A 25406-nucleotide genomic window follows, 5' to 3' on the forward strand; every position below is an offset into this window, starting at 1 on the left:
CCGCCGTCATGCCCGGGCTCGTCCCGGGCATCCACGAATCGGCGCCCGCGTCGAAGCAAGGACGTGGATGGCCGGGACGAGCCCGGCCATGACGGAGAAGAGGGCGAGCCTAATTCGATCGAGTGCTGTACCGGCGCTCTGCCTTGCGGCCGCGATCGCGCTGCCGTTCGTCGTGCCGCAATACTACGTGCAGTTCGCCAGCAAGGTGCTGATCCTCGGCGTGCTGGCGATGGCCCTCAATCTGGTGGTCGGGCAGGGCGGGCTGGTGTCGCTGTGTCATGCGGCGTTCTTCGGCCTCGCCGGCTATGTGCTGGCGCTGATGTCGCCGAAATACGACCCGGCCTCGCTGCTGCTGACGCTGCCGGCCGCGGTGATCGCCGCCGGCGTGGTGGCGCTGATCATCGGCGCGCTGGCGCTGCGTACCCGCGGCGTGTACTTCATCATGGTCACGCTCGCCTTCGGCGAGATGCTGTTCTACCTGTTTCACGACGCCGATTTCGCCGGCGGCTCCGACGGCGCCTTCATCAACGCCAAGCCCGAGTTGGTTGTCGCCGGCGTCCGCCTGCTCGATCTCGACAAGCCGCTGGTGTTCTACTTCGTGGTGCTCGCCGTCACCGTCGGCGCGATCGCGCTGCTGACCATGCTGGTGCGCTCGCCATTCGGTCACGCGCTCGCCGCCGCGCGCGATAACGAACGCCGCGCCCGCGCGCTCGGCTTTCCGATCTTTCGCATCCGCCTGATCGCCTTCACGCTGTCGGGCGCACTCGCCGGCCTCGCCGGTTACTTCGCGGCGATCCAGTTCGGCTTCGTGGCGCCGCAGATGCTCGGCTGGCACCAGTCCGCCGTCGCGCTGGTGATGGTGCTGATCGGCGGGCTCAGCACCGTCTCCGGCCCGCTGATCGGCGCGCTGGTGCTGCTCGGGCTCGAAGAGGTGCTGAAGGCGACGTTCGAGCAGTGGAAGCTGATCGAAGGCGTCATCGTCATCGCCATCGTGCTGCTGCTGCCGAACGGCGTGCGCCAGCTGTGGCCGATGCTGGCGGGCGAGCGCGCGCCCATGCGCGCGAACAAGCCCGCATCACCCGCCGCCGCGGCGCCGGAGACCGGCCATGCCTGAGACCACGCTACGCGCCGAGCGACTGGGCAAACGCTTCGGCGGCCTGCGCGCCGTTGCCGAGGTGTCGATCGAGATCCGGCGCGGCGAGATCCACGCGGTGATCGGCCCCAACGGCGCCGGCAAATCGACGCTGATCAATCTGCTGTCGGGCGAACTGATCGCCAGCTCTGGCGAAATCAAGCTGGGCGAAACTGATATCACCAGCCTCGCCCCCGACAAGCGCGCCCGCGCCGGCATCGGCCGCGCGTTCCAGAAGACCACAATCTTCCCGCGCTTCACCGTTCACGAAAACGTCCGCCTCGCCGCGCAGGCGCGCTCGCGCGCGCCGCTGCGGATGTTCGGCGGCGCCTTCGCCGATCCCGACGTGCAGCGTCGCACGGCCGATGCGATCAGCCGCGCCGGCCTCGCCGGCCGCGAAAGTATCATCGCCAACGTGCTCAGCCATGGCGAGCAGCGCCAGCTCGAGATCGCCATGGTCCTCGCAACCGATCCGGCGATCGTGCTGCTCGACGAGCCGCTCGCCGGCATGGGCCAGCTCGAGGCGCGCGGCATCATCGCGCTGATTGCCTCGCTGCGCGAACGCCACGCAGTCCTGATTGTCGAGCACGACATGGACGCGGTATTCGAGCTGGCCGACCGGCTGACGGTGATGCAGGACGGTCAGGTGATTGCCTCAGGTTTGCCACAAGACGTGCGCGTGCATCCCGCGGTGCGGGCGGCATATCTGGGTACCCACGGAGACGCCGCATGACCGCGCTATTGCAGGCCGAGCGGCTCGAGGCGTTCTACGGCGCAAGCCAGATTCTCCACGGCATCGATCTGACCATCGCACGCGGCGAACAGATCGCGTTGATCGGCCGCAACGGCATGGGCAAGACGACGTTGCTACGCACCTTGATGGGCCTCGTGCCGTCGTGCCGCGGCCAACGATTACTTCACGGCGACGATATCGCCGGCGCGCAGCCGGACGCGATCGCGCGCCGCGGCGTCGCGTTGGTGCCGGAAGGCCGCGGCGTGTTCGGCGCGCTCACCGTGGTCGAGAATCTGATAATGGCCGCGCGCCCCGGCCGCGACGGCCGCGCCACCTGGACGTTGCCGCGCATCTTCGAGCTGTTTCCAAGACTCGCCGAGCGCCGCGGCCATGGCGGCCATCAGCTGTCCGGCGGCGAGCAGCAGATGCTCACCATCGGCCGCGCGCTGATGACCAACCCTGATCTGCTGCTGATCGACGAAGCCACCGAAGGCCTCGCGCCCTTGGTGGCGCAGGAGATCTGGCGCACCCTCGGCGTTATCCGCCGCGAAGGCGTTGCTACCCTTGTGGTCGACAAGGATTTCCGCAGCCTGTCGGCGATAGCTGATCGCATGGTGCTGTTGGCGAAGGGCGTCGTCGTGTTCGATGGCGCGCCGGCGATGCTGGCCGCACAGCCGGAGTTGCTCGAGCGACACTTGGGCGTGTAAGCAATTAGTTCGTTGTTCCGGGTTCACGCGCTTCGCGCGCGCCCCGGAATGACGGCGCACTACACCGCCTCGTCCTTCAACCCGAACGCGCACGCATCGCGACACAGCACCGGCGACACCATTGCGATCAGCTTGGCGGCGGCTTCGTCGACCGTCAGATGCGCGGTGTCGAGCACGCCGGAAGCGCGGGCGTAGAGCGGTTCGCGGCTCTGCAGGATGGTGCGCAGCTCCTGCATCGCGGCGCGGTCGTCGGCCATCGGCCGCAAATCGCCCTGGCCACGCACACGCGCCATGTGCTCTTCCGGTTCGGCCTTCAGCCAGATCGTGTAGAACGACGACAGGATTTGATCGAAGGTGATCGCTTCGGAGACGATGCCGCCGCCGGTCGCCAGAACCATCAGCTCCTTGCGGGCAAGGAGCTGCGTCAGCGCCGCCTGCTCCATGCGGCGAAAGCCTTCCTGGCCGTACAGCGCGATGATCTCGGCGACCGACAGACCGTTCTGCTGTTCGATTTCCTTGTTGAGCTCGACAAAGGCCCAGCCGATCTTGTCGGCGAGGATGCGGCCGAGTGTGGATTTGCCGGCGCCGCGTAGCCCGATCAGCGCCACCCCGTGAAACGCATTGGCCCGCCGCGCGCCGGCGCCGAGTCGTCCCATGCCGGACAGCACGTCCTTGGCGTGCGCGATCTGCACCGGCGTGGCGCGCCGCACCAGATCACGGATCACCGGCCAGTCGATTGCCTGATCACCTGACGGCAGCAGGTCCTCGAGCGGCGTCGCCAGCGCATCCGACACGCGGCGCAGCAGCATGATCGAGACGTTGCCTTTGCCGCTTTCCAGCTGGGCGATGTAACGCTCGGAAATCCCGGACACTTTCGCCAGCACCTTGCGCGACATGCCGCGCAGTCCGCGCAGCGTGCGGACGCGCTGGCCGAGCTCCAGAAGGAAGCTGGCGTCGGAATCGGGCGAGTCGGGGGTATCGGGAAGCGCGCTCATGGGTGCTGAATCATAGTGCCGTGCAGGATTGACAGCAACCCGGTCTGGTGGCTTCCTATGCACTATAATTCTAATGAACTATAATTCTAATGGGAGAACGCCATGAACCTTGGCGGGACCGGGCGATGCACGGGATGACCGGGGCTGGGTCGTACAATGCGGTGAGCTGGCTGCTCGACCGCAATGTCGCCGAGGGGCGCGGCGACAAGCTCGCCTACACCGACACGGTGTCCGAACTCAGCTATCGGGCGCTGCAGGCACAGACCTGCCGCGCCGCGAACCTGCTCCGCCGGCTCGGAGTCCGCCGCGAAGAGCGCGTGGCGATGATCATGCTGGACACGATCGACTTCCCGGTCGTGTTCCTCGGCGCCATCCGCGCCGGCGTGGTGCCGGTGCCGCTCAACACGCTGCTGACGTCCGAGCAGTACGCCTATGTGCTGGCCGACTGCCGCGCGCGCGTTCTGTTTGTCTCCGAGGCGCTCTACCCGGTGGTGAAGGACATCCTGGCCGGCCTGCCGGACCTCGCGCATGTCGTGGTCTCGGGCAACGATGCGCATGGCCATCTCAAGCTGGCCGACGAACTGGCGCGTGAGAGCGACAGCTTCGAGACGGCGCGCACCCATGCCGAGGAGCCTGCGTTCTGGCTGTACTCATCAGGCTCAACCGGCATGCCCAAGGGCGTCCGCCATCTGCACGCTAACCTCGCCGCGACCGCCGAGACTTACGCCAAGCAGGTGCTCGGAATCCGCGAGGACGACGTGGTGCTGTCAGCGGCTAAATTGTTCTTCGCTTATGGGCTCGGCAATTCGCTGACCTTCCCGCTGTCGGTCGGCGCCACCACGGTGCTGAACGCCGAGCGGCCGACGCCGGCGGTGATCTACCGGCTGATGCAGCGCTACAATCCGACGATCTTCTGCGGCGTGCCGACGCTGTTCGCCGCGATGCTGAACGACCCGGCGCTGAAGAGCGAGAGCGCGGGCAGTCGCCTGCGGGTTTGTACGTCGGCCGGCGAGGCGTTGCCGGAATCCGTCGGGCTCGCCTGGAAGGCGCGGTTCGGCGCCGACATTTTGGACGGCGTCGGCTCGACCGAGTTGCTGCACATCTTCCTGTCGAACGCGCCGGGCGACATTCAGTACGGCACGTCGGGCCGTCCGGTCCCCGGCTACAAGGTGCGGCTGGTCAATGAAGCCGGCGCCGACGTTGCCGATGGCGAAGTCGGCGAGCTGCTGGTTGATGCGCCGTCCGCCGGCGAGGGCTACTGGAATCAGCGCAGCAAGAGCCGCGCGACCTTCGAGGGCAATTGGACCCGTACCGGTGACAAGTACATCCGCGATGCCAGCGGCCGCTACACCTTCTGCGGCCGCGCCGACGACATGTTCAAGGTGTCGGGCATCTGGGTGTCGCCGTTCGAGGTCGAAAGCGCGCTGATCACGCATCCCGCGGTGCTCGAAGCCGCGGTGGTGCCGGATGCCGATTTCGACGGCCTGCTGAAGCCGCGCGCTTACGTGGTGCTACGCGAAGGCTTCGCTGCCGACGGTCTGTTCGAGCAGCTCAAGGACCACGTCAAGCAGAAGGTCGGGCCGTGGAAATATCCGCGCTGGATCGAGGTCGTGCAAAGCCTGCCGAAGACCGCCACCGGCAAGATCCAGCGCTTCAAGCTGCGCGAGGGCGGGCAGTGAGATTGATGGGCAGCGTCGCCCATCCGCGAGTCGTCCCCGCGCAGGCGGGGATCCATACGCCGCAGCATCTCGATTGAAGCCGGGCGACAGAGGCCTTCCTTCACTTGAGGGGCCAGGGGTTATGGGTCCCCGCCTGCGCGGGGACGACTTGTTGCGGATGTCGTGGCTGAACGTTGAGGCAGATGCGATCGCCTTCCCGGCGGGAAGGAAAACAGGACAGTGCCAATGACTTCCCTTCCATCCGCCGGCCATCTCGCCATCGGCGATCACCAGCTCGAATATCGCATGATCGGCCCGTCGCCGGCGGAGGCGCCGACGCTGGTGCTGCTGCACGAGGGCCTCGGCTGCGTCGGGTTGTGGGGCGATTTTCCCGACAGGCTGGCGGCCGCGACTGGTGCCGGCGTGTTCGTGTATTCGCGCGCCGGCTATGGCCAATCGAGTCCGGCCAGGCTGCCGCGTGCGGCCGATTACATGCATCGCGAGGCGCTCGATGTTCTCCCGCTGGTGCTCGACGCGATCGGGTTTTGCCGCGGTCTGCTCGTCGGCCATTCCGACGGCGCGTCGGTCGCGGCGATCTACGCGGGCGGCGTTCCGGACCATCGGATTCGCGGCGTCACGCTGATGGCGCCGCATTTCGTCGTCGAGGATGTCTCGGTCCAATCGATCGCCGAGATCAAGACCACCTACGAGACCACCGAACTACGTGCGAAGCTCGCGCGTTGGCACAAGGACGTCGACAATGCCTTCCGCGGCTGGAACGACGTCTGGCTCGATCCGGCATTCCGGTCCTGGGATATTGCTGATCACCTCGCTTACATCCGCGTGCCGGTGCAGATCGTGCAGGGCACCGGCGATCAGTACGGCACGCTGCGGCAGATCGCGATCGCCAAAGCCGAGTGCTACTGCCCGGTCGAAACGGTGATCCTCCCGAACACCGGACATGCCCCGCACCGCGAGGCGGCGGAGGCGACGCTTCGGGCGGTGGCGGACTTCGCCGATCGCTTGCTGCAAGGGCACGGCGAGGCCACGACCATCGACTTGTAGGCTGCAAGAAAATGCATATTGGTGCTGGTTGTGACTGGACGACTGCAGTATTATGCATTATAATTCATATCAACCAAGTCTAGGGAGGAGCCGCATGGCCGCGGAGGATCGCGTTCTCGCGAATGGGGCGAGCCGGATCGATTTTCAGACCGATCCGTCGCGCTATCGGCACTGGAAGCTGGCGGTCGACGGCGAGGTCGCGACCCTCACCATGGATGTCGATGAGAATGGCGGGCTGTTCGAGGGCTACCAGCTCAAGCTGAATTCCTACGACCTTGGCGTCGATATCGAACTCGCCGATGCGATGCAGCGGCTGCGCTTCGAGCATCCGTCCGTGAAGGTGATCGTGCTGCGCTCGGGCAAGAACCGCGTGTTCTGCGCTGGCGCCAATATCCGCATGCTGGCCGGCGCCACGCATGCCCACAAAGTCAACTTCTGTAAATTCACCAACGAGACCCGCAACGGCTTCGAGGACTCCTCCGAGTTCTCCGGCCAGCGCAGCATCGCGGTGATCAACGGCACCGCGGCCGGCGGCGGCTACGAGCTGGCGCTCGCCGCCGATCAGATCATCATGGCGGATGACGGCGCCGCCGCGGTGGCTCTGCCGGAAGTGCCGCTGCTCGCGGTGCTGCCCGGCACCGGCGGGCTGACGCGCGTCGTCGACAAGCGCAAGGTGCGGCGCGACCGCGCCGACTTCTTCTGTACCATCGAGGAAGGCATCAAGGGCAAGCGTGCCGTGCAGTGGCGCTTGGTCGATGAGATCGCGCCGAACAGCAAGCTCGAGGCCAAGATCGCCGAGCGCGTGCAGGCGCTCGCCGCGTCGTCGCCGCGCAACGCTTCCGGCCCTGGCATCACGCTGACGCCGCTGACGCGCAGCTTCGACGAGTCCGGCGTGCGCTACCAATTCGTTAGCGTCGATCTCGACCGCGACGCGCGTATCGCCACGATCTCGATCTCCGGTCCGGATGTAGCGCCGCCGACCGATATCGACGGGTTGATCGCGCAGGGCGCGGCGTATTGGCCGCTGCAGGTCGCGCGCGAACTCGACGATGCGATCCTGCATCTGCGGATCAACGAACTCGGCATCGCCATGCTGGTGTTCAAGTCGCATGGCGACAGCGCGCAGGTGCTGGCACACGACGCGTTCCTCGACGCCCACAAGGCGCACTGGCTGGTCAATGAAATCCGGCATTACTGGAAGCGCGTGCTGAAGCGCGTCGACGTCACCTCGAGGACGCTGGTGACGCTGGTCGAGCCCGGCTCCTGCTTCGCCGGCACGCTGGCCGAACTCGTGTTCGCCGCCGACCGTTCCTACATGCTGATCGGCACCCGCGAGGGCGACAACCGTCCGGCGCCAACGCTGACGCTGAGCGCGATGAATTTCGGCCCGTATCCGATGAGCCACGGGCTGACGCGGCTGCAGTCGCGCTTCCAGGCCGATCCCGACGAGCTCAAGCAGGCCGAGGCGAAGATCGGCGAGCCGCTCGATGCGGAAACCGCCGACGAACTCGGCCTCGTCACCTTCGCGCTCGACGATATCGATTGGGACGACGAGGTCCGCGTGTTTCTCGAAGAGCGCGCCTCGTTCTCGCCCGACAGCCTCACAGGCATGGAAGCCAATCTGCGCTTCGTCGGCCCGGAGACGATGGAGTCCAAGATCTTCTCGCGCCTCACCGCGTGGCAGAACTGGATCTTCCAGCGCCCCAACGCCGTCGGCGAAGACGGCGCCCTGCGCCGCTACGGCACCGGCCAGAAAGCGCAATACGACATGACGCGAGTCTAAGCCTTTCCGTCATTGCGAGCGCAGCGAAGCAATCCAGACGCATTGCACTGAGTCGCTGGATTGCTTCGTCGCTTCGCTCCTCGCAATGACGCCGACAATTTTCACGAATAAACCGGGAGCCGCCCATGAACATGAACATCATGAACGTCGACTACTCGACCAAGATTCCCAACAATGTCGACCTCGCCTCCGACCGTCAGGTGCTCAAGGCGCTGGAGGGCTGGCATCCGGGCTACATCGACTGGTGGAACGACATGGGGCCGGAGGGCTTCCAGGAGAAGCTCGTGTACTTGCGCACGGCCTATTCGGTCGATCCGCGCGGCTGGGCCAAGTTCGACTACGTCAAGATGCCGGATTATCGCTGGGGCGTGCTGCTGGCGCCGCAGGAGGAGAACCGCAAGATTCCGTTCGGCGAGCATTACGGCGAGCCGGCCTGGCAGGAAGTCCCCGGCGAATATCGCGCGATGCTGCGCCGGCTGATCGTGATCCAGGGCGACACCGAGCCGGCCTCGGTGGAGCAGCAGCGCCATCTCGGCAAGACCGCGCCGTCGCTCTACGACATGCGCAACCTGTTCCAGGTCAATGTCGAGGAAGGCCGCCATCTGTGGGCGATGGTGTATCTGCTGCAGAAGTACTTCGGCCGCGACGGCCGCGAGGAGGCCGACGATCTCTTGCGCCGCCGCTCCGGTGACGCCGATGCGCCGCGCATGCTCGGTGCCTTCAACGAGGCGACGCCGGACTGGCTTTCGTTCTTCATGTTCACCTACTTCACCGATCGCGACGGCAAGATGCAGCTGCACTCGCTGGCCCAGTCGGGCTTCGATCCGTTGTCGCGCACCTGCCGCTTCATGCTGACCGAGGAAGCCCACCATATGTTCGTCGGCGAGACCGGCATCACCCGCGTCATCCAGCGCACCTGCGACGCGATGCGCGAAGCCGGCATCACCGATCCGACCGACATTGCGAAAGTTCGCGCGCTCGGGGTCATCGATCTGCCGACGATCCAGAAAAAACTGAATTTGCACTACACGCTGTCGCTCGATCTGTTCGGCTCGGAAGTCTCGACCAACGCCGCCAATGCCTTCAACTTCGGAATCAAGGGCCGCTATCACGAGACCCAGATCGACGACGATCATCAGCTCAAGAATTCGACCTATCCGGTGCTGAAGCTGGTCGACGGCGTCATCAAGCGGGTCGACGAACCGGCGCTGACGGCGCTCAACATGCGGCTGCGCGACGACTACTCGCAGGATTGCGTCAAGGGCCTGCTGCGCTGGAACAAGGTGATCACGACCGCCGGCTACGACTACAAGCTGGCGCTGCCGCACGTCGCCTTCCACCGCGCCATCGGCGAGTTCAAGGACGTCCATGCGACGCCCGAGGGCATCCTGATCGACGGCGTGACCTGGGCCAAGCGCAAGGACGACTGGCTGCCGTCGACCGACGACGGCGACTTCATCTCGTCGCTGATGCAGCCGGTCAGCGAGCCGGGCGAATACGCCCCGTGGATCTCGCCGCCCAAGGTCGGCATCGACAACAAGCCGGGTGACTTCGAATACGTGAAAATCGAGTCGTAAGGTTCTCCCGGGCGCCTGAACGTCCTAGGCCGGCACGCCGTTCGCGAGATGATCGATCGCGGCGGCGACCCCGCCCTTGCCGTGCGGGATGTTCAGGGCCGTCAGGGCCATCTCGATTACGCCCAGCGTGCCGAGAATCATCGGCGCGTTGATGTGGCCCATATGGGCGATGCGGAACGCGCGGTTTTGCAACTCGCCGATGCCGACGCCGAGCACCAGGCCGCATTTCTCCTTGCAATAGCGATGCAGCGCAGCGAGGTCGTGGCCGTCTGCGGCACGCACCGTCGTCACCGTGTCGGCGCGTTCGCGGGCGTTGTCGATGTTGAAGCTGAACACCTGTCCCTCGCTCCACACTCCGACGGCGCTGCGCACCGCTTCGGCCAGCAGCCGATGCCGGCGGAAGGTGGCGTCGAGCCCCTCGGCGAACAGCATGTCGAGCGCCTTGCGCAGCGCGAACAGCAGATGCACCGGCGCCGTGCCGGCGTATTTCTGGTAATGCTCCGGCCCGTCGCGGTTGGTCCAGTCCCAATACGGCGTGCGCAGATCGGCGTGCTGGTGCGCGGCCCGGGCGCGATCGCCGACCGCGACGAAACCGAGGCCGGGCGGCGACATCAGGCCTTTCTGCGATCCGGACATCGCGACGTCGATGCCCCACGCATCCATCTCGAACGGCATGCAGCCGAGCGAGGCGACGGTGTCGACCATGTAGAGCGCCGGATGCCCGGCCGCCTTGATGGCCCGTCCGATCGCTTCGAGATCGTTGACCGCGCTCGACGCGGTGTCGACCTGCACCACCACGATTGCCTTGATACGGTGATCCGTGTCGCGGCGCAGCCGCTCTTCGACCTCGGCGGGATTGACGGCGCGTCGCCAGTCGCCCGGCAGCACTTCGATCTCGCACCCCATCGCCTGCGCGGCATTGCCCCAGCCGAGCGCGAACCGGCCGCTTTCCAGGACGAGCACCTTGTCGCCGCGCGACAGCACGTTGCTGATCACGGCTTCCCAGGCGCCGTGTCCATTGGCGATGTAGATGTAGGATTTGCCCTTGGTGGCGAACAGCCGGCTGAGGTCGCGCAGCAGGCTCTCGCTCAGCTCCACCATCTCGGACGAGTAGATGTCGAGCGCCGGGCGATGCATCGCCTGCAGCACTTCGTCCGGCATGGTGGTTGGTCCGGGAATCGCCAGGAATTCCCGTCCGGCTCTGACGGCCATGACATTGATCCTCGATGTGAAGCGGCCGCGACCATGCCGCCCTGCGGGACTGAATTCAAGGCGCGGGCGCGATCGCCTCGGTGATGGTTCGAAACAGTTGATCCTTGATCGTCGTGGCGAGCGGGCTCGGCAGCATGGCGGCCGGGGTGTCGCGCTTCTGGCCGTTCTCGACCAGCCGCAGAATCCAGACTTCGCCGTCGGTGTAATAGCGGTCGCCTTCGCCGTTGCGGCCGGCGATCGTCGGGCCGATGCCGGTGACCTGATAGCGCGCCTCGACCATGCCGGCGGTCTCGAGATCGGCCGCCAGCCGCTCGCGCTCCGCATCGATGTCGGGATCGATGTGATGGGTGACGGCGCCGGTGTAGTGGCTCAGCCCGACGCCGCGGTCGAAGGTGGCGTCGCCGAGCCAGACCGGACGGCCTTCATCGCCGCTGTCGAGCACCTTCCACAGCCGGACGTGATGGCGCCGGTCGGCGCTGCGCCCGTCGGGCTTCTCGAAGGCGAGATCCTCGCGGCGGCCGAGATAGTACAGGTTCGACACCGGCGCGTTGCGGTACGGCCGGTCGAGCAGCACGCTGCCGGCAATCTCGATCGACGAGCGCAGCGTGATCGGATCCGCCGGTGACCAGCCGGCTGCGAGCATCGCGCGCAGCACGTCGGTCTGATTGCCGATCAGTCCGACATTGATCGGGTCACCCGGAATGCCCTGCGCCGTGCGGGTCGCCATCGGCAGATCGGCGAGGCCGCGCTGATGATCGTAATGCGTCCAGAACAGCGGCAGCGCCAGATAGGCTGCGAGCGTATAGACGGTGATGAACAGCGCGGTGACGAGGCCGGCGCGCCGCAGCCGGGGGTGTCGCCGTCGCTTGGTCTCGCCTGTCCGGCTCACGTGTCGCCCCCGTTCGGGCAGGTCACGCTAGCGGCGCGTCTCCCGGCAGCCGGCGGCTTCGGCATCTTCGACCGAACAGAACCAGCGCGTGCCCTTGCTGATCTTCATCTGGATCTTGGCATACCAGCGGCTGGTGGGCTTGTGATAGATGCATTCGCCCGAGGTGTTGACGTTGCCCTTGATGGTGCAGTCGGGCGACGGCGCAACCGGGCCGGAGGCCGAAGCCAGCAGAATGCGGCGGGCATTTTTCGGCGGACGGGTGGCGCCGAGGATGACGGTCTTGTTGTTGCGCACCCGCCAGTCCCACGGCGCGATGAATGCGCCCTGCCACAGGCCGACCTTGGCGGTGCGGGCGGTCTTCTCGTCGGCATCGTAGGCGTGGGACATCCGCACGTAGGACAGCGCCCAGCCGTTCTGCACCATCCATTGCTGGATGTCTTCGCCGTCGACCGTGCATTTGGCCACCGACTGTTTCTTGTCGGTGCGCAGCACGGAGCAGGTCCAGCTCTTGTTGCCGACGTGGCCGGCCAACGCGTCGCGGGCGGCGATGCCGCAAGTCCAGCGGTCGCCTTTCGGACTGAGGCAGAGCTGATCGAGCGACGGCGCATCGATGCCGGCGAGCCGGATACGTGTGCCGCCGATCGTAATTTGGTCGCCGTCGCGGATTTTCGGCACGCCGCTGACGTCGGCGGCCTGCGCCGCGACGGGTAGCAGCAGGGCGAACGACAACGGGAGCAGGAGAGCTTTCAACATGCGTTCGCCATCTCGATCGGATTGTTGCGGCGACGCGCGCGCCGGGCCGCCGCAGCAAGGTGCGCGATTGTGATGATTATTGGGCGCTCCGGCCAGAGCGCCGCGTAGTCGATGGCTTCAACTTCGCGCGAGTCCTGTTCATCTGCAGAACTCGTTCATCCCGTTCAGCCGCGGTGCTGAGAGCGCAGCATCGCCCGCCGCGCCAGCGCCAGCCCCATCAGCACGAAGGCGGAGGTGACGTGCGGCCCGCCGACCAGAATACGCGTCGGCGTCTTCATCTTGTTCCATTCATAGGCCTTGAACGGTCCGCGCCGCCCGCCCTCGCCGAGATGATTGAGGATGCAGTGCAGCGCGGGGGTGAAGTGCATCAGCTCTGCATCGAGATGGCCGAGCGCGATCAACGCCAGCGCGGCGTCGAACACGTTCATCTCCCTGGCGACCAGCTCGTCCTGGACATAGGCCAGCACCTGCCCGCGGATGAACTCGAACACGCCGTCCGGATCGATCGCGCGCCGCGCGGTCTCGTCGAGCGCGCGGAAGGCGACGTAGCAGCGCCCGAAATAGGCGCAGTACAGCTCGGGCAGATAGTAAACATGCGACTTGGGGTCGGCGAAGCCGCCGCTGGCGACCAGCCGGCGGTGGAAGTCGACGATCCGTCGCACCGTCTCCAATCGCGACGGCGTTTCGATGATTTTCCAGCGCGCGCAATTGCGGAAGCTCACTTCGAGCACGTCGAGATTGAGCGTCGGGTCGAGATCGTTGCCGAACGGCCGCTCGCCGGCGACGTTGTCGATCCAGGTGACGATGCCGCCGTCGTAGTCGACATTGTCGTTGAGCGGCACGGTGACCAGCGGCGCGTTGGCGCCGGCGCGGACCTGATAGGAGGCGTAGAAGTCGATCAGCGGCTGATCGAGGATCGGGTCGGTCGAGTTGGCCTGTGTCGCCGCCGAGATCGAGCAGGCGGTGGTGTCGCAGTCGGGCACGTAGACGCCGAAGCCGAGGTCCCGCTTGATATGGGTGAAGAAACGGCTGAAGCGCGGATGCGGTGGCGGCGCCAGCGCGGTAATGACGTCGAATGCCTCGCCATCTGCGGTACGCACACGCTCGCGGCTGGTCTTGATGCAGAACTCGGTCATGTCGGCGATGATCCGCCGCGCGATCCGGACATCCTCGGGGGTTCCGAGGCCGGTTTCGATGAAGCTGAGCAAGGCCTCGATATAGAACGCGTCGTAATACGCCGAGCGATGCCGGATCTGCACCGGCTCCCACATCGGCTCGGCGATACCCCGCCACGGCGGGTTGATCACGCCGGCGACCGGCGAGCGGGCGATGAACACCCGGGCGAGATTGAACAGCAGCGTCGAGTTCTTGTAGCTGCGGGCGTTCAGCCCGGTGAGCGCGGCGAGAAAGGCGCGGCTGTCGAAATCCGGATCGCCGATCAGATTGAAGGCCGCGTAGGTTGGGATGAAGCCATGCCGCTCCCACGACCGTAGCAGATGATCACTCGCCGCGCGGATGGCGCTGTCGACATCTGCGAGCCGAGGCATTTGCGTCGGGGCCGGGATCGGCCGCGGCCGGGGATGCTGCAGCGTCACGGTGTCGAGCAGGTCGGCGATCGGGCGGCCGATCGCGGCCCAGTCCGGATCGTTCGCGTCGCGCGCGGCGATCAGCGCGTCGCGAACCGCCCGGAACCGCACCGGATCCGTCAGTTCCGGCAACCCGGCCTTGCGCAGCAGCAGCCGCAGCGCCGGGTTGGCCAGCGCCGTCTTGTAGAACTTGGCAATATGCGGATCGCCGTGTTTGCGGCCGAGAAACACCGGGTCGCACACATCGTAAAGCGATGGAGCCTGTTTGCGGGCCGTCAGCGCACGGACCGCCGCGCCGGCCATCGTCAACATGTCCATGGGTCTTCCCGCCGTCCAAAACCGTCAAGTCTTTGATAAATCACGGTCCAGCCGGATTGACAAATACACGCCCAGTCCGGCGGCACGATGCCGCGCCCAGTTAATCGGTGCAGGTATCAAGGTGTGCCTAGTAGTGGTTCCAAGATGTATTTTGGAGCCTCTAAGTCACGAGACGTAATATTGATCGAAGAAGTGTGAATGGCTCCAAGCAAAGCTTCAGTCTAGGCATCGGGGCTGTCAGCAGCTATACGGTGCCCGAGATTGCTGACTTGCCCGAAGGGCTTGAAACGGTTAATCCTTTGTTATGGTGCGGTGCCGCAATTAGAGCGTAATTCAACCGCACGGGATTGCCTCATCCTTCACTGACGTATCGCGTCGCGCGCTGGACTGCGCGTGGACCAGGATCGATTGCTGATGATGTTTCGCGTACCCCGTCCGTCGCGCCGTTCGATGACGACGATTGCTGCCCTGATCGGGGTGGTATCAGCCGCCATCGGCGCCCACGCTGCGCTGAACAAGCGCGGCGTCGAAGCGCCGCGTAGCAAGGACACCGCACAGGTCGACGCGGCCGTGCCTGCCGCGTCGCGCTTCGCACTGGTGATCGGTAACGGCCGCTATCCGGATGCGCCGCGCCCGCTGTCGCAGCCGATCAACGACGCCCGCGCGCTGAGCGCCGCACTGCGCCGCGAGGGCTTCGATGTCGACGTGATCGAGGATGCCCGGCGTGGCGATATCGTCCAGGCGGTCGAGCGGCTGAAGGCTCGGGTCACCAAGGACTCCACCGTCATGCTGTTCTACGGCGGCTACGGCATCCAGTCCGGTCGCGAGAGCTACATGATCCCGGTCGACGCCAGGATCTGGAACGAGGCGGACGTCCGCCGTGCCGGCGTCAGCATCGAGTCGGTGCTGGACTCGTTCAAGGACAGCGGCGTCCAGGCCAAGCTGGCGATTATCGACGCCTCCCGCCGCAATCCCTACGAGCGCCGTTTCCGCGCCTATTCGCACGGGCTGGCGCCCATCAGCGCGCCGGCCAATGCGCTGGTGCTGTCGTCGGCGACGCCCGGCAAGGTCGCCGAGGACGGCGACGGCGAGAACAGCTTGCTGATCGGCGCGCTGCTCGGCTCGATTTCGTCGCGTGTCGTCAGCGCCGACGCAGCCTTCGCCAAGGCCCGGCTCGCGGTGACGCGGGCGACCGGCGGCGCCCAGGTGCCGTCCGTGACGTCGTCGCTGGTCGACGATGTGAAGCTGTCGCCGGTCACAGCCGACGCCTCCGCCGCGACGGGCGGATAGTTCTCACCTCCGGATGATGGACAAAAAAGGCCCCGGGGGCGCTGCCGCCTCGGGGCCTTTCTGTTCGAGTCGATGCTGCGGCTTAGTTCGACTGCAGCACGAAGCGACGGTTGTCCTTCTGCGGCGGCCGCGCATTCATCGGATACAGCTTGGCAAAGGCCGCGATGTCTTCTTCGGCCACCGTGATCGGATTGGCGAGCACCATCCAGTCCACCACTTCGGAGCACGGCGGCGTCGTCAGCGAGCCCTCGTAGCGATAGTAGGAGCGCTTCTCGGGCAGCAGCGCGTTCGGATCGATCGCGGCGTCGGCCTTGACGGCCGGGCCTTCGCTCTGCGGCATGGTGGCGACGATTTTGGCGAAGGTCGGGTTGGCCTTGCCCTGCTGCATCAGCACGCCGAGCACGCCGAGCGTGCCGGATTCGGCGCGGTGCACGAAATGCACTTCCATCGGGAAGTTCTTGCCGTCGATCAGGTGCTCGCTCGGGTGGTGGAAGTGAAACTGCACCAGCTTGAAAGTGACGCCGCCGAGCTTCAGCTTGCTGTCGTCGCCGACGTTGAGCTGGATCGTGTGGCCGTTGTTGATGATGGTGTCGACCTTGCCGGTCCACTCCGTCTCGATCGGGTACAGGTTGGCGCTGACGGTGGTGCCGATGTCGATCGGCGATTGCTGGACGCCAATGCTGCAGATCTGGTTGGCCGAATCCAGCTCACCCCACTTTGTCGGCCCGGCGTCTCCCTCGTATCCCCAATGGTGCGCGCCTTCGGCGGCAGCCCCGGCGGTGGCGCAGAGCGGGCAGAGGGCGAGGCCGGCAAAGGCTTTCAGAATAGCGCGACGATCCATGATTCGATGCTCCCAGCGGTCGAGAGTTTCATTATCGCCGGGAGCCCTGCTTTGTGAAGTCAGGAGAAGTGCTACCGAACCGGTTCGATTACTGGCTTGCCCAGACGATACGGGCGATCCATTCGACCTCGGCCGGCGCCAGGGTCCGGTCGGGATGGCTTGGATTCAGCGAAGCCAGCTCGACGATCTTGGTGGTCCGCCGCTTCAGCTCCTTCACCATCACCTCGCCGCCGGTGGTTCTGACGACCACGCGGTCGCCGCGCCGGATCGCCGTGCCGGGCGAAACCACGATGATGTCGCCGTCGCGGTAGGCCGGCTTCATTGAATCGCCGGAGATTTCCAGCGCGTAGGCGTGCTCGTCGTTGATCGAAGGCAGCCCGATTTCGTCCCAGCCCTTACCGGCCGGGAAGCCGCCATCGTCGAAGAACCCCCCGGCGCCGGCCTGGGCGAGCCCGAGCAGCGGCACCGATTGTACCACGCGCGGCCGGTCGCTGATCAGTTGCACGAAGGTGTCGATCGCCGTGTTGGTCGCGGTCAGCGCCTTCGCCACCGATTCGGTCGACGGCCAGCGCTCGCGGCCGTCATTGGTGATCCGCTTCGACTTGTTGAACGTGGTGGGATCGAGCCCGGACTTCTTGGCAAGCCCGGAGGGCGAGAGGCCGGACCGCTCGGCCAAGCGGTCGAGTGCGGTCCAGATCTGGTCGTGCGTCAGCATATGCATCGCGGCCATCCCCATGGCGAAGCCCGGTGCGCCGGGCGACAAAAAAGAGCTTGACAAGTAGGAATTATTACCTCAACACGGCGCGTTCCGCAATCCCGTCTTGCGACAAAAACGCGGCCCTTGCAGTGCCTCCGGGCGGCCGATACGGTCGAGCCCAGGCCCGGGTGATTTCCAGGCAACCGAACGCGTGCCGGTCCGCCCTCAGCAGCCCGGCTTCCGCGATCAGGACGTGCGCAAAATACTGTTTCCGCGGATGTTATTTCGGTTGCCCGGCGCTTTCTCGGGTTGCATGACCGATCCGCCCTGTCCAGCCGCAACGGGAATCCGCGCCTTTGCGCACGATCTACAAAATCTGTGACGCGCCGGCGTGGCGCATGGCCGAGCAGGCCGGCGTCTACCGCGGCAGCGCCGACGACAGCCGCGACGGCTTCATCCATTTCTCCACCGCGGAGCAATTGGCGGGGACGCTCGCCAAGCATTACGCCGGCCAGACCGGGCTGAAGCTGGTGGCGGTCGATGCCGATGCGCTCGGTCCGGCGCTGCGCTGGGAGCCGTCACGCGGCGGCGCGCTGTTTCCGCATCTGTATGGTGAACTGGCGCTCGGCGCCGTGACCTCGGTGCAGGAGATCGCAACCCGCGCCGACGGCACCCACGATATTCCGGAGCTGGTGCCGTGATCCGCGCCTTCGATGCACTTTCGCTGCCGCTGTTGCGGCTGTTCGACGCCGAGGATGCGCACCGGCTGGCGATCCAGGGGCTGAAGCTGCTGCCGCAGGTCAAGCCGCGGCCGGACGATCCGAAGCTGGCGGTCCGGGCGTTCGGTCTGAACTTTCCCAATCCGGTCGGCATCGCGGCCGGCTTCGACAAGAACGCGGAGGCGCCCGACGCCTTGATGCGGCTGGGCTTCGGCTTCGTCGAAGTCGGCACGGTGACGCCGAAGCCGCAGGCCGGCAATCCGCGGCCGCGGCTGTTCCGGCTGGAGCGCGACGAGGCGGTCATCAACCGCATGGGCTTCAACAATGACGGCGCCGAGGTGGTGCTGCGCCGGCTCGCGGCGCGGGCCGGGCAGGGCGGCATCCTCGGCGTCAATGTCGGCGCCAACAAGGACAGCTCAGACCGGGTGGCGGACTACGTCTCGCTGATCGAGACCTTCGCGCCGGTCGCCAGCTACTTCACCGTCAATGTCTCGTCGCCGAACACGCCGGGCCTGCGCAATCTGCAGCAGGCCGCGGCGCTCGACGATCTGCTGGCACGTGTGATCGCGGCTCGCGAGCGGGTGCGGGCCAGCGCCGGCGATACGCCGGTGCTGCTCAAGATCGCTCCCGATCTGACGCTCGGCGAACTGGACGACGTGGTGCACATCGCCCGGTCGCGCCGCGTCGATGGCATGATCGTCGCCAACACCACGCTGTCCCGGTCGCCGCTGCTACGCGAGCGCAGCAAGCTGAACGAGCAGGGCGGTCTCAGCGGCCGGCCGCTCTTCAGGCTGTCGACCCGGATGGTGGCGGAGACTTATGTGCGGGCCGAGGGCGCATTCCCGCTGATCGGTGTCGGCGGCATCGACTCGGGCGGTGCCGCGCTGACCAAGATCCGCGCCGGCGCCAGCCTGGTGCAGCTCTATTCGGCGTTGATCTACAAGGGTCTCGGGCTGGTGGACAGCATCAAGTCCGACCTCGCCTCGACCTTGCTTCGCACCGGCCGCGATTCGCTGTCTGAAATCGTCGGAGCGGACGCGCCGACGATTACTGCCGAAGAGTGGCCGGTCTAGAGTCGGCTCCGGCCCGTCAAATAGCACGTCATGCCGGGCGCGCGGCGACCTACAACTCCACGATCAGTCCGTCGCTCGCCGCCAGGTGCGTGATGCTGTCGAGCTTGTGCAGCACCTCGTCGCCCATGTGGGTCAGGATCAGCCGCTTCGGGTTGATCTGCGGCAGGTGGGTTTCGAGCTGCTTGAGACTGATATGGTTCTTCACGGCGCGGTCGTAGGTGTAGGCCTCGCAGACGAACAGGTCGGCGTCGTGCGCCGCATCCACCAGCGTCGGCGTCCACTGCGTATCGCCGCTATAGGCGAGCGTACGACCCTCGGCCTCGATCCGATAGGCATAGAACGGCCCGCCCGAATCGCCATGCACCACAGGAAACGGCGTGACGGTCACCGGGCCGAAGCTGCGCGCCATCGCGGGGTCGAGCGGGATCACCTGCAGATCGAAGGTCGGCTTGGTGGCCGACGAGTGTTCGAACAGCGCTTCCATCACCCGCGTCAGCCGGATATCGATCCCCGCCGGGCCGGCGATCACCAGCGGCCGCTTGCGCTTGGTGAATTGCGCGTCGAGCAGCAGGAACGGCAGGCCGCCGAAATGATCGCCGTGAAAGTGCGTGATCAGCACCAGATCCAGCGCCTCACGCGAGATGCCGTAGCGCTTCAGCGCCGGCAGCGAGGTGGCGCCGCAGTCGATCAGGAAATTGGCGTTCTGGCCGGCAACATGGAAGCAGGTATTGAGACGTCCGCCGGAGCCGAACGCGTCGCCGCAGCCGACAAATCGCAGTTGCATCGCTGATCCCCCGGCCGGCGGTTTGCCGTGCCGGGGCACCTCTACGCTCGGGAGAGGGGGAGCGAAAGCCCCACCATCGCCGGATTGCGTCTCAGACCAGCTCGACCTTGCCGGTGGCGAGGTCGTAGACGCCGCCAACCACCTTGAGCTTGCCGCTCGACACCAGCCCGGCGAGGATCGGCTGCGACTCCTGCAGGGTCTTCACGTTGTGACGCACATTGGCGATCACCGCCCGCTGCGGCAGGTCGTCGCCCGCCTGCTTCAGCGCCGGCTCGACGCCGGGCTTCATCGCGCGGACCAGGTCACCGATATGGCCGGGCAGGTCGTTGCCCTTCTGCAGTGCGCCGATGGTGGCGTTGATGGCGCCGCAATTGCTGTGGCCCAGCACCAGGATCACCTTGGTGCCGAGCACCGCGGCGCCGTATTCGAGGCTGGCGAGCCCGTCGGGCGTGACGAAGTTGCCGGCGACGCGGGCGACGAACAGATTGCCCGGGCCCTGATCGAACGCCAGCTCGGGCGCGATCCGCGAGTCGGCGCAGCCGAGGATTGCGGCGAACGGCGACTGGCCTTGCGTCCGGGCGACGCGGCCGGCGGAGAAGTCGCGTTCGCGCAGGTCGTTGCCGATGTAACGCGCGTTGCCCTGCATCAGCTTGTCGAGCGCGGCGTCCGGCGTATCGCTCGGGCTCTGGGCCGCCTGGGCATAAGCGGCCGCAGGCAGTGCGGCGGCGGCCAGCAGGCCTAGTCCGCCTTGAAACAAGGTGCGTCGGGACAGTCCGGGCTCAACGCAGGCGTTGCACATTCCATCTCTCCTCTGAGGGCGTTTCCGAGGGGATGGTATTTCCAGTGATGAGTTTCCGCGAAGAGCTGTTTTGAGCACAACTAACTAGTCGTGAAGACCGACTTAAAGCGGAGCCGCAAGCTTTAGGAAAAATCAGCGCGTCGCCATCGGTGGAAACGACAGCCGCAGCATCGCCGGATAGCGCAGCGCCTGCAGCCCGCCGCGCCAGACGTAGTGCAGCAGCAAAGCGAGCCACAGGCCGGTGTTGCCGAACGGGCGGAGTGCGAACCAGCCGGCGAAGAACAACACCAGCGACAGCAGCATCAGATTGCGCATCTCGCGCGCCCAGGTGGCGCCGATGAAGATGCCGTCGAACGCGAAGGCGAACACGCCGAGCAGCGGCGCCAGCGTCACCAGCCACAGATAGTCGCGCGCGGCGCCGCGGAGCTCGGGACTCGACGTCATCGCATCGATCAGTTGCGGTCCGGCGAAGGCGTAGATCGCGCTGACCACGATCGCGAAGGCGAAGCCCCACAGGATCACCAGCCGCGTCGCCGCCACGAAGCCGGCGCGGTCGCGCGCGCCGAGCGTGCGACCGCACAACTGCTCGGCCGCATTGGCGAGGCCGTCGAGGAAGAACGCGCTGACCATCAGGAAGTTGTTGAGCACCGAGTTTGTGGCGAGGATGACGTCGCCGGAGCGCGCGCCCTGCGCGGTGAAGAACAGGAACACGGTGATCAGCGCCGCGGTGCGGATCATGATGTCGCGATTGACTGCGAACATCCGCCTCAGCTTGTCGCGATCGAACAACGCCGCGCGCGGCAGCGGTGGCACGCCGCGGAACAGCCAGCCGGCGACGATCAGTCCGATGATCAGTCCCGAGCCTTCGGCGATCACGGCGGCAATCGCCGCGCCGGTGATGCCAAAGTCGAACCACAGCACCAGCGTGATCGTCGCGGCGATGTTGACGAGGTTGATAGCGACCTGGATGCCGAGCGCCAGCGTGGCGCGCGCCTGCCCGACCAGCCAGCCGAGCACGGCGAAGTTCGCCAAGACTAGAGGCGCCGACCAGATCCGGATGGTGAAGTAACTCTTCGCCGCGGCGCTGACGGCGTCGCTGCCGCCCATCGCGCCGATCACTGCGCTGGCGAGCGGCGCCTGCAGGGCGATCAGCAACAGGCCGACCGCGCCGGCGACGATCAGTCCGCGCAGCAGATGCGCCGGAACTTCACGGCCGTGGCCGGCGCCGAGCGATTGCGCGGTGAACGCCAGCGTGCTCATCCGCAGGAAGCCGAACAGCCAGAACAGGCAGTCGAAAATCACCGACGTCATCGCCACGCCGCCGAGCAGCGTGGCGTCGCCGAGCCGGCCGATCGCCGCGGTGGCGACCACGCCGAGCAGCGGGGTCGTCAGATTGGCGACCATCGCCGGGCCGGCGATGGCAAAAACCTGCCGGGAGGTGACGCTGGAGTCTTGTGGCAAACCTGTGGCGCCCGCGGATCAGCGTCCGCGCGGCCCGCCGACCAGACGCGACAGCAGCCAGATCGGAATCACGATCACGGCGCCGAGAAGGAAATACCGCCAGAGCCCGGTGACCGCGTCGAAGCCGAGGTCCCACAGCCGCTGGAACAGCAACTGGATACTGACGAGGATATTCCACGGATCGAGCCCGACCGCGGCCAGCACGACGCCGACCAGAACGGACATCAGCACGAGGCGGAACAGCACCGCGAGCGGCGAGCCGCCGAGGAAGCGGGTGAGGCCGTCGTCGGAGGCCGGCAGGGGGCGGGTATCGTCACGCATCGTATCGGTCCTCGTGCGGGTCGGCCGCATGATAATCACTATCGTGGAGATGGGGAACTGGCTTGGCGGCGTCAATGCCCGGTCGTGGCGGCTTTTTCGCGGCGCGGCGTGTCGGCCTTGAGCATCCGCTCCAGGGTTTCGAGCCGGTCGGCGTCGCGCGGCGGCTTGTCCCAGCGCAGCCGGTTGATCCGGGGAAAGCGCATCGCGACGCCGGACTTGTGCCGCGGCGAGCGCTGCAGGCCTTCGAATGCGACTTCCAACACCAGGCCCTGGTCGGGCTCGTGGACGACGTGGCGGACCGGGCCGAATTTCTCGGTGGTGTTGCGGCGGACGAAGCGGTCGATCTGCAGCAGTTCCTCGTCGGTGAAGCCGAAATACGCCTTGCCGACCGGGACCAGCTGGTCGCCGCCGCCGTCGCCCGTGGTCCAGACCCCGAAGGTGTAGTCGGAGTAATAAGACGAGCGCTTGCCGTGGCCGCGTTGCGCATACATCAGCACGGCGTCGATGATGTGCGGGTCGTGCTTCCACTTCCACCATTGGCCCTTCGGCCGGCCCGGCAGATACAGCGCGTCGCGCCGTTTCAGCATCACGCCCTCGACCGCGTCGGCATCGAGGCCGGCGCCTGCGGAGGCGGGATCGCGGCGTGCCGCGCGCAGCCCCTCCCAGTCGTCGAACGCGACGGTCGGCGACAGGTCGATCCGCGGATCGTCGAGCCGGGCGATGAAGGCTTCGAGCCGGGCGCGGCGCTCGGCGAACGGCAGCGTGCGCAGATCCTCGTCGCCGCCGCCGAGCAGATCGTAGGCGCGCAGATGGATCGGATACTCCTTGGTCAGCTTCGGCGTCACCGATTTGCGATTGAGCCGCTGCTGCAGCACGTTGAAGGTCTGCACGCGCCCCTCGCGCAGCACCAGCAATTCGCCGTCGATCGCGCCGGGCAAGCGCAGCGACGGCAGCAGATCCGGGAAGCTCATGGTGATGTCTTCGCCGCTGCGCGAATAGAGGCGCACAACCCTATCGCCGTGTTCGCCGAGCCCGCTCACCGCCTGGACGCGAATGCCGTCCCACTTCCATTCGGCGATGTAGTCGGCCGGGTTCAGCGCAGCGAAGTCGGTGTCCTCGACCGCATGCGCCAGCATCACCGGGCGGAACGGCGCCGGATCGCGATTGACCGGCTGCGGCCCGCGGCCTTCGAGCCAGGCGAACAGCTCGAGATAAGGCGGCTCGAGGCCGGGCCAGATCAGCTCGACATCGTGCGGGTCCTTGTCGCCGAGCGCCGCCGCCGCGGTCTTGGCCAGCCGCGCCGACACGCCGATCCGCAAGGAGCCGGTGACCAGCTTGAGCAGCGCCCAGCGCCCGGTCTCGTCGAGTTCGTCGAGCCAGCGGGTGAGCTGTGCGGGGAGTTCGGCCTTGCCGAGGCTGTGCAGCGTGGTGACGATCTCGGTCAGCGTCGGGGGCGGCGGGTTGTTGTGGCCGGGAGTTACTAATTCATCGGCGGAGGCGATTTCCTTTCCCCGCGCACGGCGAGCTCCCTCTCCCGCTTGCGGGAGAGGGTTGGGGTGAGGGCGCCCCGAGGATGGCGTCCCGTCGTGGACCCCCACCCCCGACCCCTCCCCGCAAGGGGGAGGGGAGTTGCGCTGTGCATGGGGAGAGGGCCACATCAGCGCCACCGTCTCCGACAAATCGCCGACGTAGTCGTAAGACAGGCCGAACAGCACCGGGTCGGTGCGTTCGGCGATCAGGGCGCGGATCAGGGCCGGCTTGGCGTGGCGGAACGACAGCGCGCCGGTCAGGGCGGCCAGCGCGTAGCCGCGGTCGGGGTCTTCGACTTCGCGGAAGTAGTTCACGATCAGCCGCAGCTTGTTGTTGCGGCCGGGTTCGTAGGCGAGGCGGTCGAGCAAAGCGGCGAAGCGGTTCATGCGTCCGCGGCCTCGCTCTCGGCCGCCGGCATGCCGACGTCTTCGTCCTCGTCGCCATAGCCGACCAGATCGAGCGGCCGCGCGGCGAGGCCCTTGCTCTGGCACCAGTGCACCAGCGCGTCTTCCTGGCCGTGCGTGACCCAGACTTCGCCCGCGCCGGTCGCCGTGATCGTCGCGGTGAGGCCGTCCCAGTCGGCGTGGTCGGAAATCACCAGCGGCAGTTCGACGCCGCGCTGCCGAGCGCGGGCGCGAACCCGCATCCAGCCGGAGGCGAACGCCGTCAGCGGATCAGGGAAACGTCGCGTCCACAGATCGGAGGTCGCAGACGGCGGCGCCAGCGTGATGGTGCCGGCGAGTTCGGCTTTCTTGACGCCCTTCACCGGGCGCAGCTCGCCGAGCGGCACGCCGCGCCCGGCGTAGTAAGATGTGATCTTCTCCATCGCGCCGTGCAGATAGATCGGCGCGTCGTATCCGGCCTCGCGGATCAGCGCCATCACCCGCTGCGCCTTGCCGAGCGAGTAGGCGCCGACCAGATGCGCCCGCTCCGGAAACAGCGCGACGGAATCGAGCAGCTTGCGGACTTCGCCGGCCGCGTCGGGATGGCGAAACACCGGCAGCCCGAACGTCGCCTCGGTGATGAACACGTCGCAGGACACGATCTCGAACGGCGTGCAGGTCGGGTCGGGCGCGTCCTTGTAGTCGCCGGAGGCGACGATGCGGACGCCGCCGCATTCGACCGCGACCTGGGCCGAGCCGAGCACATGGCCGGCGGGATGAAACGTGATGGTCGTATCGCCGAGCCGCAGCGTCTCGCCGTAGCTGATCGCCTGCGTGCTGCCGGCGAAATTCTCGCCGTAGCGCAGCCGCATCATGTCGAGGGTTTCCTGCGTCGCCAGCACGGCGCCATGGCCGGGGCGGGCGTGGTCGGAATGGCCGTGCGTGATCACGGCGCGCTCCACCGGTCGCACCGGATCGATATGGAAGCCGCCGGGCTTGCAGCACAAGCCCGAGGCGATCGGCATAAGGATGTCGTGGGGACGCATGTTCGTTATATAGGCCGGCCTGAAGGTCAAACGAGTCGCACCCCGGCCGGTTCC

23 protein-coding genes are annotated in these 25406 nt (G+C 66.6%); 10 read left to right on the forward strand and 13 right to left on the reverse strand.

Translation table 11 applies throughout. The features are described from left to right. Positions 1-88: 88 nt before the first annotated feature. Genes ACFFJ6_RS10650 through ACFFJ6_RS10660 form a run of 3 tightly spaced genes read left to right on the forward strand, consistent with a single transcriptional unit; the run spans position 89 to position 2572 of the window. Positions 89-1114: a branched-chain amino acid ABC transporter permease gene (locus tag ACFFJ6_RS10650; RefSeq protein ID WP_378387351.1), complete on the forward strand. Its 1026-nt coding sequence runs from the start codon at positions 89-91 to the stop codon at positions 1112-1114. Further along, a complete protein-coding gene (locus ACFFJ6_RS10655; RefSeq protein ID WP_378387353.1) occupies positions 1107-1865 on the forward strand; it encodes an ABC transporter ATP-binding protein in 759 nt (252 codons plus the stop codon). Before ACFFJ6_RS10650 ends, ACFFJ6_RS10655 begins: the two co-directional genes overlap by 8 nt. Continuing rightward, positions 1862-2572 carry an ABC transporter ATP-binding protein gene (locus tag ACFFJ6_RS10660; protein ID WP_378387356.1) on the forward strand — a complete coding sequence of 237 codons (711 nt, stop codon included), beginning with the start codon at positions 1862-1864 and terminating at the stop codon, positions 2570-2572. The genes ACFFJ6_RS10655 and ACFFJ6_RS10660 overlap by 4 nt, the downstream gene beginning before the upstream one ends. Positions 2573-2631: 59 nt before the next feature. Here ACFFJ6_RS10660 and ACFFJ6_RS10665 read toward each other — a convergent pair whose 3' ends face one another. Then, positions 2632-3567 (reverse strand): helix-turn-helix transcriptional regulator, encoded by a 936-nt coding sequence (locus ACFFJ6_RS10665; RefSeq protein ID WP_378387359.1) that lies wholly within the window; start codon positions 3565-3567, stop codon positions 2632-2634. Positions 3568-3692: 125 nt separating this feature from the next. On the opposite strand from ACFFJ6_RS10665, the gene ACFFJ6_RS10670 reads away from it, so the two are divergent. The 4 genes from ACFFJ6_RS10670 (at position 3693) to boxB (ending at position 9650) form a co-directional block, all read left to right on the forward strand. Continuing rightward, a complete protein-coding gene (locus tag ACFFJ6_RS10670; protein WP_378387362.1) occupies positions 3693-5246 on the forward strand; it encodes a benzoate-CoA ligase family protein in 1554 nt (517 codons plus the stop codon). Positions 5247-5471: 225 nt separating this feature from the next. Then, entirely contained in the window at positions 5472-6290 is an 819-nt protein-coding gene (locus tag ACFFJ6_RS10675; RefSeq protein WP_378387364.1) for an alpha/beta fold hydrolase, read from the forward strand. 94 nt (positions 6291-6384) lie between these two features. Then, on the forward strand, positions 6385-8073 hold the full coding sequence (gene boxC, locus ACFFJ6_RS10680; RefSeq protein ID WP_378387367.1) for a 2,3-epoxybenzoyl-CoA dihydrolase: 1689 nt from the start codon (positions 6385-6387) through the stop codon (positions 8071-8073). A 125-nt stretch (positions 8074-8198) separates the two neighbouring features. Next, the gene (boxB, locus tag ACFFJ6_RS10685; RefSeq protein ID WP_378387370.1) at positions 8199-9650 is read left to right on the forward strand and encodes a benzoyl-CoA 2,3-epoxidase subunit BoxB; all 1452 of its coding nucleotides are present in this window, start codon (positions 8199-8201) and stop codon (positions 9648-9650) included. A 24-nt stretch (positions 9651-9674) separates the two neighbouring features. Here boxB and ACFFJ6_RS10690 read toward each other — a convergent pair whose 3' ends face one another. The 4 genes from ACFFJ6_RS10690 to ACFFJ6_RS10705 all read right to left on the reverse strand — a co-directional run bounded on the left by ACFFJ6_RS10690 (position 9675) and on the right by ACFFJ6_RS10705 (position 14408). Further along, a complete protein-coding gene (locus ACFFJ6_RS10690) occupies positions 9675-10862 on the reverse strand; it encodes a pyridoxal-phosphate-dependent aminotransferase family protein (RefSeq protein ID WP_378387372.1) in 1188 nt (395 codons plus the stop codon). Between the two features lie 55 nt (positions 10863-10917). Continuing rightward, entirely contained in the window at positions 10918-11751 is an 834-nt protein-coding gene (locus tag ACFFJ6_RS10695; protein WP_378387375.1) for an LssY C-terminal domain-containing protein, read from the reverse strand. Positions 11752-11778: 27 nt separating this feature from the next. Further along, the gene (locus ACFFJ6_RS10700) at positions 11779-12504 is read right to left on the reverse strand and encodes a thermonuclease family protein (protein WP_378387377.1); all 726 of its coding nucleotides are present in this window, start codon (positions 12502-12504) and stop codon (positions 11779-11781) included. A gap of 164 nt (positions 12505-12668) precedes the next feature. After that, entirely contained in the window at positions 12669-14408 is a 1740-nt protein-coding gene (locus tag ACFFJ6_RS10705) for a hypothetical protein (protein ID WP_378387379.1), read from the reverse strand. Positions 14409-14822: 414 nt separating this feature from the next. On the opposite strand from ACFFJ6_RS10705, the gene ACFFJ6_RS10710 reads away from it, so the two are divergent. Then, complete coding sequence (locus ACFFJ6_RS10710) at positions 14823-15698, forward strand: caspase family protein (RefSeq protein ID WP_378387724.1); 876 nt, start codon at positions 14823-14825, stop codon at positions 15696-15698. An 82-nt stretch (positions 15699-15780) separates the two neighbouring features. Here ACFFJ6_RS10710 and ACFFJ6_RS10715 read toward each other — a convergent pair whose 3' ends face one another. Continuing rightward, complete coding sequence (locus ACFFJ6_RS10715) at positions 15781-16539, reverse strand: carbonic anhydrase (protein ID WP_378387382.1); 759 nt, start codon at positions 16537-16539, stop codon at positions 15781-15783. Positions 16540-16627: 88 nt separating this feature from the next. Then, entirely contained in the window at positions 16628-17254 is a 627-nt protein-coding gene (locus ACFFJ6_RS10720) for a S24 family peptidase (protein WP_378387726.1), read from the reverse strand. A gap of 338 nt (positions 17255-17592) precedes the next feature. Between ACFFJ6_RS10720 and ACFFJ6_RS10725 the strand changes: the two genes are divergently transcribed. Together ACFFJ6_RS10725 and ACFFJ6_RS10730 are read left to right on the forward strand one after the other, a co-directional pair. Beyond that, positions 17593-17937 (forward strand): DUF952 domain-containing protein, encoded by a 345-nt coding sequence (locus tag ACFFJ6_RS10725; protein ID WP_378387385.1) that lies wholly within the window; start codon positions 17593-17595, stop codon positions 17935-17937. Further along, on the forward strand, positions 17934-19028 hold the full coding sequence (locus ACFFJ6_RS10730; RefSeq protein ID WP_378387387.1) for a quinone-dependent dihydroorotate dehydrogenase: 1095 nt from the start codon (positions 17934-17936) through the stop codon (positions 19026-19028). The genes ACFFJ6_RS10725 and ACFFJ6_RS10730 overlap by 4 nt, the downstream gene beginning before the upstream one ends. Before the next feature lie 49 nt (positions 19029-19077). On the opposite strand, the gene ACFFJ6_RS10735 is transcribed toward ACFFJ6_RS10730, so the two are convergent. The 6 genes from ACFFJ6_RS10735 to ACFFJ6_RS10760 form a co-directional block, all read right to left on the reverse strand. Beyond that, entirely contained in the window at positions 19078-19812 is a 735-nt protein-coding gene (locus tag ACFFJ6_RS10735; protein WP_378387389.1) for an MBL fold metallo-hydrolase, read from the reverse strand. A 91-nt stretch (positions 19813-19903) separates the two neighbouring features. Further along, positions 19904-20611, reverse strand: a complete 708-nt coding sequence (locus ACFFJ6_RS10740) for a carbonic anhydrase (protein WP_378387391.1) — start codon at positions 20609-20611, stop codon at positions 19904-19906. Positions 20612-20743: 132 nt separating this feature from the next. Further along, entirely contained in the window at positions 20744-22015 is a 1272-nt protein-coding gene (locus ACFFJ6_RS10745; RefSeq protein ID WP_378387728.1) for an MATE family efflux transporter, read from the reverse strand. A gap of 75 nt (positions 22016-22090) precedes the next feature. After that, positions 22091-22393, reverse strand: a complete 303-nt coding sequence (locus tag ACFFJ6_RS10750) for a DUF6460 domain-containing protein (RefSeq protein ID WP_378387393.1) — start codon at positions 22391-22393, stop codon at positions 22091-22093. Between the two features lie 71 nt (positions 22394-22464). Next, positions 22465-24309, reverse strand: coding sequence for an ATP-dependent DNA ligase (locus ACFFJ6_RS10755; RefSeq protein WP_378387395.1), 1845 nt, complete (start codon positions 24307-24309; stop codon positions 22465-22467). Beyond that, positions 24306-25352 (reverse strand): ligase-associated DNA damage response exonuclease, encoded by a 1047-nt coding sequence (locus ACFFJ6_RS10760; protein ID WP_378387397.1) that lies wholly within the window; start codon positions 25350-25352, stop codon positions 24306-24308. Before ACFFJ6_RS10760 ends, ACFFJ6_RS10755 begins: the two co-directional genes overlap by 4 nt. Positions 25353-25406: the final 54 nt, after the last annotated feature.

This window comes from Rhodopseudomonas telluris, assembly GCF_042432815.1.
Classification (GTDB): Bacteria; Pseudomonadota; Alphaproteobacteria; order Rhizobiales; family Xanthobacteraceae; genus Rhodopseudomonas; species Rhodopseudomonas telluris.